Origin of the sequence: Arsenophonus apicola (assembly GCF_020268605.1) — a bacterium.
In the GTDB taxonomy this organism is placed as follows: Bacteria; Pseudomonadota; Gammaproteobacteria; order Enterobacterales; family Enterobacteriaceae; genus Arsenophonus; species Arsenophonus apicola.
On the sequence record NZ_CP084222.1, the window covers coordinates 2,784,427 to 2,799,627 of the forward strand.

The 15,201-nt window shown below is 38.1% G+C and carries 14 protein-coding genes; 2 read left to right on the plus strand and 12 right to left on the minus strand.

The window, feature by feature from the left end:
- Nucleotides 1-18 precede the first annotated feature (18 nt).
- The 9 genes from tatC to udp all read right to left on the minus strand — a co-directional run bounded on the left by tatC (nt 19) and on the right by udp (nt 7,993).
- Nucleotides 19-783 (minus strand): Sec-independent protein translocase subunit TatC, encoded by a 765-nt coding sequence (gene tatC / locus LDL57_RS13210; protein ID WP_180559518.1) that lies wholly within the window; start codon nt 781-783, stop codon nt 19-21.
- Between the two features lie 3 nt (nt 784-786).
- Nucleotides 787-1,326 (minus strand): Sec-independent protein translocase protein TatB, encoded by a 540-nt coding sequence (tatB, locus tag LDL57_RS13215; RefSeq protein WP_180559517.1) that lies wholly within the window; start codon nt 1,324-1,326, stop codon nt 787-789.
- Between the two features lie 9 nt (nt 1,327-1,335).
- Nucleotides 1,336-1,629, minus strand: a complete 294-nt coding sequence (gene tatA / locus LDL57_RS13220; RefSeq protein WP_180559516.1) for a twin-arginine translocase TatA/TatE family subunit — start codon at nt 1,627-1,629, stop codon at nt 1,336-1,338.
- 111 nt (nt 1,630-1,740) lie between these two features.
- Complete coding sequence (gene ubiB / locus LDL57_RS13225) at nt 1,741-3,378, minus strand: ubiquinone biosynthesis regulatory protein kinase UbiB (protein WP_225505909.1); 1,638 nt, start codon at nt 3,376-3,378, stop codon at nt 1,741-1,743.
- Entirely contained in the window at nt 3,359-4,018 is a 660-nt protein-coding gene (locus LDL57_RS13230) for a ubiquinone biosynthesis accessory factor UbiJ (RefSeq protein WP_180559514.1), read from the minus strand. Before LDL57_RS13230 ends, ubiB begins: the two co-directional genes overlap by 20 nt.
- A 1-nt stretch (nt 4,019) precedes the next feature.
- On the minus strand, nt 4,020-4,775 hold the full coding sequence (gene ubiE / locus LDL57_RS13235; RefSeq protein WP_180559513.1) for a bifunctional demethylmenaquinone methyltransferase/2-methoxy-6-polyprenyl-1,4-benzoquinol methylase UbiE: 756 nt from the start codon (nt 4,773-4,775) through the stop codon (nt 4,020-4,022).
- 87 nt (nt 4,776-4,862) lie between these two features.
- Nucleotides 4,863-6,200 (minus strand): DNA recombination protein RmuC, encoded by a 1,338-nt coding sequence (gene rmuC / locus LDL57_RS13240; RefSeq protein ID WP_180559512.1) that lies wholly within the window; start codon nt 6,198-6,200, stop codon nt 4,863-4,865.
- 124 nt (nt 6,201-6,324) lie between these two features.
- Complete coding sequence (locus LDL57_RS13245) at nt 6,325-6,855, minus strand: DedA family protein (protein WP_180559511.1); 531 nt, start codon at nt 6,853-6,855, stop codon at nt 6,325-6,327.
- A 379-nt stretch (nt 6,856-7,234) separates the two neighbouring features.
- Nucleotides 7,235-7,993: a uridine phosphorylase gene (gene udp / locus LDL57_RS13250; RefSeq protein ID WP_225505911.1), complete on the minus strand. Its 759-nt coding sequence runs from the start codon at nt 7,991-7,993 to the stop codon at nt 7,235-7,237.
- A gap of 351 nt (nt 7,994-8,344) precedes the next feature.
- On the opposite strand from udp, the gene LDL57_RS13255 reads away from it, so the two are divergent.
- Nucleotides 8,345-8,737, plus strand: a complete 393-nt coding sequence (locus LDL57_RS13255; RefSeq protein WP_180559510.1) for a YidB family protein — start codon at nt 8,345-8,347, stop codon at nt 8,735-8,737.
- 86 nt (nt 8,738-8,823) lie between these two features.
- Here the strand turns inward: LDL57_RS13255 and LDL57_RS13260 are convergent, their stop codons facing one another.
- The 3 genes from LDL57_RS13260 to LDL57_RS13270 all read right to left on the minus strand — a co-directional run bounded on the left by LDL57_RS13260 (nt 8,824) and on the right by LDL57_RS13270 (nt 12,952).
- Nucleotides 8,824-9,693 (minus strand): carboxylate/amino acid/amine transporter, encoded by an 870-nt coding sequence (locus tag LDL57_RS13260; RefSeq protein ID WP_225505913.1) that lies wholly within the window; start codon nt 9,691-9,693, stop codon nt 8,824-8,826.
- A gap of 18 nt (nt 9,694-9,711) precedes the next feature.
- Nucleotides 9,712-11,361, minus strand: a complete 1,650-nt coding sequence (locus tag LDL57_RS13265) for a Na+/H+ antiporter (RefSeq protein WP_180559508.1) — start codon at nt 11,359-11,361, stop codon at nt 9,712-9,714.
- 244 nt (nt 11,362-11,605) lie between these two features.
- The gene (locus LDL57_RS13270; RefSeq protein ID WP_180559507.1) at nt 11,606-12,952 is read right to left on the minus strand and encodes an NCS2 family permease; all 1,347 of its coding nucleotides are present in this window, start codon (nt 12,950-12,952) and stop codon (nt 11,606-11,608) included.
- A gap of 557 nt (nt 12,953-13,509) precedes the next feature.
- Between LDL57_RS13270 and LDL57_RS13275 the strand changes: the two genes are divergently transcribed.
- Nucleotides 13,510-15,198: an ArnT family glycosyltransferase gene (locus LDL57_RS13275; protein WP_225505921.1), complete on the plus strand. Its 1,689-nt coding sequence runs from the start codon at nt 13,510-13,512 to the stop codon at nt 15,196-15,198.
- The last annotated feature ends 3 nt before the right edge of the window (nt 15,199-15,201 follow it).

Sequence of the window (15,201 nt, forward strand, 5' to 3'; positions counted from 1 at the left end):
GATTAGGAAAATAGCTCTTTATTCTATTATTTGATCAGAATTTTTATCATCAGCCGCCTTGCGTCCTTTACCAACATAGAAGCGTGATAACAACAAGCCTAATTCAAATAATAAATACATTGGTACTGCCAATAGGGTCTGAGAAAACACATCTGGTGGAGTCAAAAACATACCGACAATAAAAGCACCAACAATAATATAAGGACGCTTACGTTTTAACAAATCTGGAGTTGTAACACCTGTCCAGCAAAGAAGAATAATGGCAACAGGAACTTCAAAGGCCGCACCAAATGCCATAAAAAGTGTCATGACAAAGCTGAGATATTTACTGATATCAGGAATGAAATTAACACTTTCTGGTGTGGTTTTTACAAAAAAACCAAATGCTAAAGGGAAAACAACAAAATAGGCAAAAAGCATCCCTAAGTAAAAAAGTACACTACTGGAGACCAGTAAAGGCAACATTAAGCGCCGCTCGTGCTTATAAAGTGCTGGCGCGATAAAAGCCCATAACTGATATAAGATCACTGGAATAGAAATAAATACCGCCACCATAAACGTAAGTTTAATGGGGGTAAAAAAAGTTGATGCCACATCGGTTGCACTCATGCGAGAGCCAACCGGTAGCTGTTCAATCAATGGTGCAGCAACTAAATGATAAATATCATTGGAAAAATAGACTAGGGCAAGAAAAACCACTGCAACAGTCAATAAACTATAAAGAATACGTCTACGTAATTCAATTAAATGGCTAATAAGTGGTTGTGGATCATCAATAGACATAGACTAATTTTCACCGTTAGTTTGATCAGAGTGCTTTTTTACTTCCTGGGCAGGGAATTTGAGTGCTTTTTTATTTTTAATAGGGCGGCGGTCTGATTCAGTTACCAACTGATCAGTCTGCGCTGGCTGACGTTGTTTATTAGCGGTTATAGGCATTTCTTCATCTATTTTACCTGCGCTATTTTCTTCCAGATCACTGGTAAATGCTTTTACTTTTGCCAATTCTTCTTCAATACGACTGTTGGATGATTGATAATTTTTCTTTAATAACTCAGTAGATTCTCGCAATTCTTCCATCGATTGCTTAAGTTCCGGCGAAAGGTCTTGTAATTGTGCTTTTTCTTCTGCCTTCCTCAACGTTTCCTGCAATTCCTGTAATTTTAACTCTTGCGAGAGTTCATGTTGAACGTTAGCTGCCAATGAGCGCAACGCACGTATCCAACCGGCAACCGTTTTAACGGCGATCGGCAAACGCTCTGGACCAAGAACCACCAAGCCAATAATCATAACCAATAGCAGTTCACTAAAACCAATATCAAGCACGGTTCATACCTACTCTTTATTTTTTTTATTTTCAGCCGTTTCTTTTGTCTGACTTATGGTTGTTTTTTCAGTAATGTTTTTCGGTTTAAAGTCTGCATCAGCCTGCTGTTTTTCTGCTTTGTTACTATCATCAGTTTTACTATGATCATCACTCATTGCTTTTTTGAAGTTTTTTAATGACTCCCCCAAATCTGAGCCGAGTGAGCGTAATTTCTTAGTACCGAAAATTAAAACAACCAATAAAGCAATAATAAGAAGCTGACCGGGACTACCAAATGTAGCCATAGCAATTGTTGTTCCCATTGATATATACCTCTACGAAATTAGGTTCAACTATGTATAATTTCATTATAAACAACTAATTTTATGTAAGATACATACAGATCCTAAGATAAATTTGTTTAAAGACAAACTTTAGCCAATTTTACCTGTACGATACCATCCCACACCCCATGCAATTATACCGAAAAAGATAAACCCAATGGCAGCAATTTTTGAATCGAAAATCTGCAATAAAGTACCAGATATCAAGCAAGTTGCGCCAATTCCAAGTAAATATTGGCCTTGTCTTTGCTTTACTTGTTGGCCTTGTAGCTGGACAGAGAATTTATCAATACTATCTTGTAAATATTTATGTTGCTTAAGCGCTCCGTAAATAAGATCAGGAATTTCTGGCATTTTTTCTGCCCAATAGGGTGCTTTTTCCTTAAATGCACTAATAATCGCCGCTAATCCCATTTGCCGATGTAGCCAATCTTCAAGAAAAGGTTTGGCTGTCTTCCACAAATCTAGTTGTGGATAAAGCTGCCTTCCCAAGCCTTCAATATAGATCAAGGTTTTTTGCAGTAACACTAATTGAGGCTGAACCTCCATATTAAAACGACGGGCGGTATTGAATAAATTGAATAAAACATGACCAAAAGAAATTTCTGCCAGTGGTTTCTCAAAAATTGGCTCGCATACTGTTCGAATGGCAAATTCAAAATCTTCTACATTAGTATCAGCTGGTACCCAACCCGAATCGACATGTAATTCAGCTACCTTCCGGTAATCACGATTAAAAAAGGCGATAAAATTTTCTGCCAAATAACGTTTATCTTCTTTATTTAACGAACCGACAATACCACAATCAATACCGATATATTGTGGATCCTCAGTTTGCTCTCGACTGATAAAAATATTACCAGGATGCATATCAGCATGAAAAAAGCTATCGCGAAAAACTTGGGTAAAAAAGACTTTTACCCCGCGCTCAGCTAATAACTTCATATTAATTCCCTGTTTCTTTAACGCGTCAATATCAGAAACAGGAATACCATAAATACGCTCCATAACCATCACATTCTCCCGACAGTAGTCTGAATAGACTTCGGGAATATAAAGCATGGAACTATTTTCAAAATTACGCCTCAATTGGATTGCATTTGCTGCCTCACGCAACAAATTTAATTCATCAATTAATGTTTTTTCATACTCTCGAACAACTTCCCGCGGACGTAAACGCCTTCCATCAGGTAAAAGTGGGATCCAATTAGCCAGCCGATACATCAAGTTTATATCGGCTTTAATAATAGGTAATATATCTGGGCGAATGACTTTAATTACAATTTGTTTATTATTCTGTTTTAATTTTGCCGTATGTACTTGGGCAATTGAGGCCGAGGCCAAGGGCTCCTCATCAAAATCATCGAACCAGGTTTCAAGAGAGCCACCTAATGACTGCTCTATATGTTGACGAGCCAATCGGCCATCGAAACTAGCAACTTTATCTTGCAATAATGCTAATTGGTCAGAAATTATAGTGGGAAAAAGATCGCGACGAGTAGATAGCATCTGACCTAATTTAATCCAAACCGGGCCTAAATCTTGTAAAGCTAAACGTAAGCGTTCACCAAGGGCTTTGTCTTTATGCTTATTTGATAACCAAAATAAACAATGGCGTCCAACCCTTAGTGGTAAAGTAAATTTAATTTTGGGAATGAGTTCATCTAAACCATAATTTAGAAATACTCGAACGATAAAATAGAGCCGTTTAATCTCTCCCGGTCTCATATTTTTCCTCCAATTTAGCCAAACGCTGTTCCAGTTTTGCAATATCCGCTGCCACTTTCTCAACCTTATCAGCAAAACTTAGCACTTCCAATGTATTAGGAGACATTCGCCATTCTTCCACCAATACATCTTTAAAATGATTTTTTTGTTGATATAACAAACCATTTATTCCAATTAAACCTTTTTTCACCCAGCGGCTCATCCCTTCGGCAAGGACATTACCGACATAAGGAGCAAGATAATGAGCGGGATCCCATTGCGCAGCATCAAGCAATGCTGACCAATGCTGCACAATTTGCATATCCCCTTCGATAACAATCTTGCCATCGTTGATAAGCGTTGAAAGTTGTTGTTTATCTTTAAGCTGCACTAGCGTTACAAACGCCGTTTTTATCACACAATCTGCCGGTGTAGGCCACTGATTTACGACATCAACTCGTTGCTCGGAGAAGATAAGTATTAATGGTTGAGATAACTCTTTTAAATTAATCGCCAACACTTTGCCAATCAACCTTATTCTGGCTGATTTCAACGCCACTTCCCGATAAAAAAATTTATTCAACATGTTCTGTAAAAAGGAAGCTGCTGCCGCATGTAATACAGGTATTGTTGAATCGCTTTTCGTTGACGAGGTAGCCATTTTAAAATTTGAACCCTCTATGTAGGGCAACAATTCCACCAGTCATATTGGTATAGGAAACTTGTTCAAACCCGACTAACTCCATCATTGCTTTTAACGTGTCCTGATCTGGATGCATGCGAATAGATTCAGCTAGATAGCGATAGCTATCGGCATCATTAACTATCATTTGACCAACGCGTGGCAAAATATGAAAAGAGTAGGCATCATAAGCTTTAGTTAATGCGGGTAAAATGGGTTTTGAAAACTCTAATACTAATAAACGACCGCCAGGTTTTAACACCCTAAACATTGATTTAAGTGCTTTATCTTTATCAGTAACATTGCGCAGCCCAAAAGAAATACTAATGCAATCAAAGTAGTTATCAAGGAAAGGCAGTTCTTCAGCATTAGCCTGGACATAATTAACATTACCAACAATACCCCGATCACGGAGCTTTTCTCGCCCCATCTTCAGCATAGAATCATTGATATCAGCAAGAACAACCTCACCTTTTTCGCCAACTATTTTAGCAAATTTAGCTGTCAAGTCGCCAGTCCCACCCGCCAGATCTAAAATATATTGCCCGCGGCGTGCGCCACTAGCTTCTATCGTAAAACGTTTCCAGATTCGATGGATCCCTAATGACATAAGATCGTTCATAAGATCATATTTCGCGGCCACCGAATGAAAAACAGCAGCAACCAAATTCGCTTTCTCATCCTTGGCTACTTTACGAAAGCCAAAATCAGTGGTTTCTTTAATTGGATCTACCATATTCACGCTCATTTAATCATTAAAATAATCGAAAGTGTAATCATGTTTATCGCAAGCACTTATTTACGATCTACCGATTTTTGTTAATTATGATTTAGCAGTTTGTTTGCTAAATTCAGTATCAATCGGACGTTTCACTTCTATTCCCAATTCTTTTAAACTTTCCGCCTGACTAATCAAATTACCTTTTCCTTCCGCTAATTTTTTGATCGCCGATTGATAATTCAGCTGTGCTTTGCTCAAACTCTGACCCAAAACCTGTATATCATCGACAAATAATCGCATTTTGTCATACATTCTAGCGGCACGCTCAGCAATGACTTGCGCATTTTGACTCTGTCGTTCATAGCGCCACAAATTATTAATAGTGCGTACTGCCACCAATAAGGTTGAAGGACAAACCAGTAAAATATTATTTCTCAACCCTTCGTCAATCAGGTCAGGGGCTTCACGTAAAGCAATCAAATAAGCGGGTTCGAGTGGAATAAACATTAATACATAATCTAGCGATCTTAATCCATTTAATTGATGATAATCTTTTCGTCCAAGCTCTTTTATATGGTTACGCACAGAATTAACATGCCCCCGCAATGCCGTAGCTCGCTGCTGCTCATCTTCACTATTAAAATAGTGCTCATAAGCTGTCAGAGACATTTTAGCGTCGATTACAACATCTTTACCTTGTGGTAAACGAATAATCACATCCGGCTGATAACGGCTATTGGAGGTATTGATACTGACTTGAGTTTCAAATTCATGCCCCTGCCTTAGCCCAGAAGCCTCCAATATGCGAGAAAGAATTGTCTCTCCCCAATTGCCCTGAATTTTATTATCCCCTTTTAGCGCTTTAGTCAGATTAATCGTTTCTTTTGCCATCTCTGCATTTAACTGCTGAAGCTGACGAATTTCATGCGCTAGGGTATGACGCTCACGCGCTTCCTGACTAAAACTTTCATGTACCTGACGGCGAAAACCGTCCAGTTGTTCACGGAAAGGTGTTAATAGTGCAATTAAACTCTGACGGTTCTGCTCAGAAGCGCGACGTTCATTCTGTTCAAAAATACGATTGGCTAAATTCTCAAATTGAACATTTAACCGCTGCTCACTATTAAGTAACAGCCGCTGTTTCTCTTCAAAAGCCAGTCGTGTCTCTTCAAGCCGTGTCATCACTTCACGTAATTCAACTTCTTGATTACGATTAATTTCCCTTTGTGATCTCAATTCTTGCTCACGTTGTTCACACTCAATTTTCCAATATTCGAGGTGGGCGATTTTTTCCTCATAGCAAGCCTGAATACTATAAAAGTCGCGCAATTCCGACTCTTTTTTATTCATTTTCTGCGCAATAACTAGCCAGATCAAACTGCCACCAAAGAGTGTGCCGGTAAGAAATCCAATAATTGCATATAATAACTGAATATCCACCTGGGTTTCCTTAAAATAGTCTTTATTTTATAAAGTAACTTAGTGGTCTACTGTATAAATGTCCAGAATAAAATTTGCTTATTTTGGTCAACCAACTGCGTGAGGCTGAAATTTAACGACTGTTTTACCCCATCCACTGAGCAAGCCAAGATAAACCAAATGCCCCTGGCGCTAAAATAGCAAATGCCCAGATCATGGCAGAAAGTAAATTAGCCAGCTGAAAATAATGTTTAGGCATAGCACAAATACCTGCTACTAAGGGAATTACCGCCCTTAAGGGGCCTAGAAAACGGCCAAGAAAAACACTCCATACTCCCCAACGGTCAAAAAAACGATGACCCCGATCGAGCACTTCAGGACGACGAGAAATTGGCCACATATGGCGTACACTGTTCTTATAATGAAAACCAAACCAATAAGACAACCAATCACCCAAAAAAGCACCACAAGCGGCAGCAAACCATATCGGTAAAAAAGCAAGTCCATTATCACCAATTAATGCACCTAAACCAAGCAAAATTACTGTTGCTGGTAACAATAGAGAAATAAAGGCTAACGATTCGCCAAAAGCTAATATAAAAACAATAATAATAGCTAATATTTGATGATGACGGGAAAATTCGGTAATAACATTAATAATCTCAGACAAAGTCAATTTATTATTCCTATTACAGTTAATCCTTCGTTATTATGTCGGCAATAATGTAAATTATTGTCAGCTTGAAATATAATAATGCGACAAGTTTAACTTATAAAATGATAAATTTAAGTTATTTTATTCTATGCTATTATCCGCCAGTTAACATTAATTGGTTTACTAAAAAAAACGAAATAAGAAAATTAGCCGTTAATTGATCAAAATAAAGCTTATTGAATACCTACGATAATAAAAAATAAAACGAATATTACTTAAGACGAATAAAAACCGCGATTAAATAAAAATATATAATAAAATAAATTTATCCTAATTTTATAAAAATAACAAAAAGTTATACTCGTTTTATCAAATAAAGTAGCAAAACAGGTAGTATTTATTAATTCAATAACCGGCGCACCGCATCAACAACGATCCCTAAAACATTTCCTTCAGTTTGGCGTAATAAAATTTCATCAGGCGTTTCTTGTTGTGTCCGGTTAACAATCACACCGGCTATCATACCTGCTGATAATCCTTGGCTAGAGCACATAGTCAGTAAGGTGGCCGACTCCATTTCATAATTAATCACTCCCATCTTTTGCCATTCTTCCATCGATCCGCGAAATCGACGAACAACCCGACCACTATAAGTATCGTAACGTTCCTGACCAGGATAAAAAGTATCTGAAGAAGCGGTAATACCAACATGGGTTGTGATCCCTGCTGCTTTAGCAGCTTCATAAAGCGCATTGGTACAATTAAAATCCGCTACGGCAGGGTATTCTAAAGGGGCAAAATGTAAGCTGGCACCATCTAGGCGTACCGCGCCAGTTGTAATGAGTACATCCCCTACATTGATATTTTTTTGAATGGCGCCGGTAGTGCCGATACGAAGAAAAGTACGTATTCCTAATTGCGCCAATTCTTCAACGGCAATTGAAGTAGAGGGGCCACCAATGCCGGTTGAACAAATAATAATTGGTTTACCATTAAGTTCAGCACGCCAGGAGGTAAATTCACGTAGCGATGCCAGATATACCGGATTATCCATTAATTTGGCAATCCTTTCTACCCGATTTGGATCGCCGGGTACAATAGCAATTGTTGCACCTTGTAAATCATTTTTAGTGAGTCCTAAATGAAAAACATCAGACATAATTACACCATATTGTATTTTTAATTTATTTAATCCATTAATTTAATAATAAAATGATCAGTTTTTAATGATAAGGATCATTTAAAACAAAAAAGAAAAGCGGCTTTTACTTAAAAATATGATCAAATTATTTATGCTAATTTGATCATATCGTATTTTTAATAAATAAAAATCACTTGATTAAATAAAAGGATCTGGTAAATCTTTTAGGCTTTTATTGTATTTTTAGCTTATCACTCACTATTATTAACGTAAGACTAGCAAAAATTTTAATAATTTCTAACCTTGTTAAATTTAAAGGTTGGAAGATACGAATCGTTTAACCAATTTTTATGTTGCAAGGGGGTTATCATGGGATTTTTAGATCAACTTACCAGTATGGTTGGTGGTGAAAAATTTAATCAATATAAAAATATTTTAAGCTGGATTGAAACACAAGGTGGCATACGTGGCTTAATTGAGAAATTTGAACAACAAGGATTTGGTGGAATTATTCAATCCTGGATAGGTTCAGGTGAGAACTTACCCGTAAGTATGGAGCAAATTAGCTCAATATTTGGCGCAAGTAATATTTCTACCCTCGCCAGTAAAGTCGGTTTAAATTCAGAACAAACTTCTTCCTTAATTGCTGAGTATTTGCCTAAATTAGTTAATACAGCAACCCCGGATGGCAAAATACCGGAAAAATTAGATTTAACGTCGATTGGTATGAAATTACTAAAAGATAAATTTTTTGGTGGTTAATCATTATTGCCCATCGCTGTTAGATGGGCAAATTTCATTTAAAAGCTAGTGCTAATTTCCGCCTGGCTGGATCCAATCGTTAGCACTTAATTTACCTTGCGTAAAGTCGATCGATAGAGCCAATGTCGATGCACCCAAAGTGATAACAATAGTAAACTACTACCTAAAATAAAGCTAAGCCAATTGGGATGTTGCTGCCAAATGACAAAATTAACCAATAAGCCGGCTGGTACCAACATATTATTCATAATGGCCAAAGTGCCAGCATCTACCTGTGTCGCACCATAATTCCACATAAAATAGCCAATACCGGAAGCGCCCACCCCCAACCAAATTAAAACGCCCCACTGTATTTTTGTCATGGGTAATTTACTTACATCACCAAATATCATCCAACCGAATAATGCCACCATACAGGCGCCGATATAGAACCATGAAAAGGCTTGCCGCTGTGGGATTGGATAAATTTCCATTATTCTTTTGTAACCAACTTGGCCAATTGCAAAGAAAATATTCGCCAACTGCACATAAAGTAACCCTAGCCAAAAAGATCCACTCAAATGATCATAGCGAATGATAGCGGCACCTATCACTGCCAACATTGCACTAAACAAGTATCCCCAGCGTAAATGTTGTCTTACCAATAGATCATAAAATAACGTTATATAAAGCGGGGTCAACACGGTAAAGAGTAAAAATTCGACTACGCTAAGATAGTTATATGCTTGAAAAACAAATAGATACATAATGCCTAGCTGAAAAGCACCCACTAGCATATAAAGTAAAATAATTTTCAATGACAAGCCACGCCAGCGTAGAAAAGGTAAAAAAACTAGCGCCGCCAGCGCAATACGAACTAAAACGGCAAACCAACTATCAACCTGGCCAGCTAAATATTCACCAATTAAACTAAAAGATGCTGCCCATAGCAGCGTCGTAATAACTAGCAATCCCATGGTTTGTCTCTTAGTAGATTAATGTTCTTTATCAATCAATAAAGCTTCCATCAAATCAAGATCTAATAATAGCGTTCGCATGGTTTCATTGCTGATCTCTTTCGTTGCACGTAAGTGATATAGCTCTGCCCGCTCGGCGCGTAACGCCGTTAAACGAAAACGACGCTCTAAATCTTCTATCAGCAAATTATGTTCCATCTCATCCTGACCCGCAGTTCTACGGCGAAGATAACCTGTCACACGGGAAGCAACTTCACTTATAACTTCAGGATCTAACGCTTCTTGTGCATCGGCCGAAAGGCGCTCTTCCATTTTATTTAAGCTCACAATAGCCACTTCTGCCATCGCCGCTTTTGCCATTCGCATCTCATTAATATCTGCCAGTTTGTCACCCACTTTAAAATTATGCAATAAAAGCGGCAAAGCAAGCACGCCAATAAAAATCGATAGCATGATCACCCCTGTCGCAATAAAAACTAACTGATAGCGAGCCGGAAAAGGCGTACCATCGGTAAGGAATAACGGTATGGAAAGGACACCAGCCAAGGTGATCGCGCCACGTACTCCAGCAAAGGAAGCTAACCACAATTCACGATAGGTGTAAGACGCAAATTGTAACGGCCGTTTTTTTAATAGCAGCCGGCTAAAACGCTTCATCAACCATAACCAACTAAACCTTAACAATAATAAAGCAGTATAAATAATCAAAACAGCGACAAATAGCATCCAAGTTTCAACACTAGGATCAAGCTCAGCTTGAATAACAGAAGTTTCCCATATACCTGGTAACTGTAAGCCAAGCATGATAAAAACTAAGCCATTAAAAACAAACTCCAGCATCGACCAGACATTATCCGATCTCAACCGCATCGCTAGTGGTGCATTGCGAATAACACCGGCTTTACTGATTGTCATACCGGAAGCGACGGCGGATAAAATACCGGAAAAACCAATATGCTCAGCAATAAGATATGCGGCAAAAGGTAATAGTAACATTAAGATCATTTGGGTTGCCGGATCATCACCACTCCAGCGACTCATAATGCGCAGTGATTTGCTATAGATCCAAGTGACCGCAATACCAATCAACAAACCACCGACTGCGACTTTAAAAAACTCAAGGGTGACACCAGACACAGTAAAAATCATGGTTCCCATAGCAATGGCGACAGCAAATTTTAGTGCCACCAAGCCGGAAGCATCATTCATCAGAGCTTCACCCTCTAATACACTCATCATCCGCTTCGGTATTCGATCTCTACCAACAATCGAGGAGAGTGCCACTGCATCAGTTGGTGAAAGAACGGCTGCCAAAGCAAAAGCCGCAATAAGCGGAATACTTGGTAATAGCCAATAGATCACATAACCTATTCCTACTACTGTTACTAAAACTAAGCCTAACACTAAGATAAAAATTTCACGTCCATTTTGGAAAAATTCACGCGTTGGGGTTTTCCAACCATCAACAAATAATAACGGCGGGATCAATAGAACGAGAAAAAGCTCTGGGTCAAAATCAACATGCAAACCAAAATGCGGCCAAGCTAACAATGCTCCTATCGCAATTTGCATAATCGGCAGCGGTATACGAAACGGAATAACTTTTGTAATGACACCTGATACTGAAACCACCAAAATTAAAATCAGGATGGTAAAAAATATTTTCATATTATCCTTACTGATAAGTCTGAGTTATAAGCCGAGCAAAGTATTATTATGCTTAACAGATATTAATAGAAAATAAGACTATGCTATCAAAAAAAGAGCTAGCCAACCGCAAAACGACTATATTTCGCCATATTCTATCCTTAACAACAAACTATCATTGGCAATATTTTTGACTTTAAGATTAATCGTATCAGTGAACTTTATGTTCCATTTCACTGAGTAATTAACATCAACGTCTATAAACTTAAATAGCTAAACCACTCATGTAAAAAGCGACTAAGATTATTGCGATTAGAACGGTACCCATATTTAATTTACGCCACTCTCCGGCGCAGAAACGGCCAATCACTAAGCCAGCAAAGCCAATCATGATACCAGTGACAATATTACAGGTTAAGACAATGAATACTGCACAAAGTAAACCGGCAATAGCATCAATAAAGTCATTAAAATCCAGTTGGGCAACATTACTCAACATTAACAAACCGACGTACATCAATGCTGGAGCTGTCGCATATGACGGCACTAAATAAGATAAGGGCGATAAAAATAAAATTAACAAAAATAGCAAGCCAACCACTACTGCAGTTAATCCGGTTTTGCCACCCGCAGCGGTGCCCGCTGCCGATTCAATATAAACTGCTGCGGGTGAAGCGCCAATGACACCAGCAAAAATACTACTCACTGAATCGGCGGTTAACGCCTTACCTCCATCAATAATTTGACCATTTTTGTCCAATAGATCAGCTTGACCGGCTACGGCACGGATCGTCCCTGTGGCATCAAAGATAGCGGTCATAACTAAGGCAAATAAACTCGGTAAAACGAATGGCTGTAACGCACCAACAATATCCATACTAAACAACAACGATAAACCGTCTTCACCCAGGGTTGGCAATTTAAAGAAACCTTGGTATTTCACTTGCGGATCAAAAATCAAGCCAATAATAGAAATCGCAATGATCACCATTAATACCCCACCCGGCGTTTTTCTTTTTTCCAAACCAAAAATAACGGCCAAGCCAATCAACGACATGAGGACAGGAAAAGAGGTAAATTGTCCAAGCGCAACTGGCAAACCGGCCTGCTCATTTTTTACCACCAACCCAATACCATTGGCGGCTATCAATAGCAAAAACAGCCCGATACCAATTCCTGTACCTTGAGCAATCCCCTTTGGCATACTGTGTAGAATAAAACTACGTACACCCGTAATGGAAATAAAAGTAAATAAGCATCCCATCAAAAAAACAGCGCCTAAAGCGACAGGAATGCTCACCTGCTGACTAAGTACCAGACTAAAGGCGGTAAATGCAGTTAATGAAATAGCACAACCGATGGCCATCGGTAAATTAGCCCATAATCCCATCAATAATGAACCAAATCCTGCTACCAGGCAGGTGGCAATAAAAATCGCCGTGGGTGGAAAACCAGCCTGGCCTAGCATACCTGGTACCACAATAACCGAGTAGACCATGGCTAAAAATGTGGTGAGACCTGCAATAATCTCGCGACGAATTGTCGAGCCTCGTTGCTGTATTTTAAAAAAATGATTTAGTTTGCAACTCGAAGGCGTTTGTCTAACAGACATGTTGATCCTCTGTTTAGAAATTGATGGTAACTTTCAACTATAGAAGAAAACGATTGCGTCAAAAAATAAACCATTTCAATTATACGCAATCGTTTGGCATCATAAAAAGAAAAAAGAAATTTTTAAAGGCGCAATTATCTGGTGATCCTAAGGAAATAATCAAGTATTTTTCACTATAAAAACAATTATCGCTATTTTATTTTTATGAAAAACAAAGCAATTTTTTATTTATTTTTTTACGATATGGCGCCTAAAAGTAGCGCCCTATTACTGGATAAAATAATGATATTATTTTGCCAGGCAAATAAATTTACCAATAAACTGACTAGGTTCGTCTTATAATTTCTTTCAAATATTAATTAAATGTAAAATGTTTATTTTTATTTCCTACCAGAGTAAGCGCTGGTACTTTTAAATCAACAATGTTATTAACATTTATGCTAATATGATTTATCGATGATTATTATATTATGTAAACCGTTTGAGTATGCTATAAACATAAGTCATGGCAGAGTTTGATGACAACGATATTTATTTTAATTAACTAATTTTATTTCATGGCAATAATAAATAATGACTCTTTATCTAAAACAGATATAAAAACGCTATTCGGTTTCTTACTGTTTCTGTTGATTTACCTGCTACCAGGTATCTTTGGACATAACCCGTGGAAACAAGATGAAAATTATAGTTTTGGTATCATACAAACTATGTATGAAACAGGTAATTGGCTGATACCAACTAACGCCGGCCAACCTTTCATGGAAAAACCCCCGCTCTATTATTGGGTTGCAACCATTGCTGTTCATCTTTTTTCCTCTTGGTTACCGATGCATGACGCAGCCAGAACTGCCTCGCTATTTTTTTCTGCTGTAAGTCTATCCTTTTTTATTTTTTTAGCCCGCCGTTTTTTCTCTGCTGACAGCTTCTCTGATCATCGCATCTGGATAGCACTAGCCCTATTCGCATCGGCGCCGGGTATATTACGTCATAGCCACGATATGTTTACCGATACCGCATTGATCGCTGGCACTATTATTGGATTATATGGCTTATTAGGCCTCATTAAACAGGGAAAAAATCTCTTTTCCACCTTTTGGTTAACAGTCGGTACCATCATTACTATGTTATCAAAGGGAGTTTTTATCCCCGGCTTAATTTGGATCTGTTTAATTCTGGCCCCAATTTGTTTAAAAAGTTGTCGTAATAAACGCTATTACTGCCTGGCAATTATTGCTGGTCTGCTATCTTTAAGTTTAATTTTACCCTGGCCAATTTTACTTTTTCGTGATAGCCCTGAGCTGTTTAAAGTTTGGTTTTGGGATAATAATATTGGTCGTTTTTTGGGTTTTTCAGTTGAACATTTAGGCGCAAAAGCCAAAGCCTTCCGTATTCCTGAAGCAATACTTCTTTTCGCCTTACCATCAGGTATCTTAGCTTTTATTTTTATCTTGAAACAACCAATAAAAAATCTAACGGATAATAGGTTTTTTTTACCCACCTGCTTTGTATTATTAGGCGTTATCTTATTACAAATTTCAGCCTCTGGCCGTGCGTTATATCTATTACCTTTTATTGCCCCGATGGCATTATTGGCAACCCACTGTTTTTGTCGTTTACCCTCACTAATATATAAAATTGGTTATTACTTTAGTCTAATTTTGTTTTCCCTAATCATTGCGTTGATATGGATTGGCTATGGGTTATCTTTCTCCACTGAACACCACCAATTACTAGCAATCTTTCGTCAATGGTTGCCTAGTGGTTATCAGCCTCATTTTTCTTGGTTAGCCTTTTTATTTGCCTTAGCGATCACCTTAATCTGGTTGGTTAAAAAACGTTTCCTGGCCGACCAATTGGCTTTAAAAGCCGCCCAAATATGGTGTCTGGGATTAACAGTTATCTGGGGATTAATCTTCTCACTCTTTATTGGCTGGATAGATTATGCTAAAGGTTATCAGAATGTGTTTGCAGATCTAAAACAGCATATTGCCAGCGAATTTCTTCCTACCGACTGTATGGTCTCCCATGAAGTAGGTGAATCAGAAGCGCCAATGCTTTATTACTACACCGGAATATTACATCAATCACAATATCACTACGAAACACCGCCTAATTGCCGTTGGTTACTCGATCTTTCCAAAGAGGTTAGAGAACCGCCTCCAGGCATGGAAATATTCTGGATCGGTCACCGTCCCGATGAAACAAAAGAGAATTTGGTGCTGTATAAGAAGATCGAACATTAACTA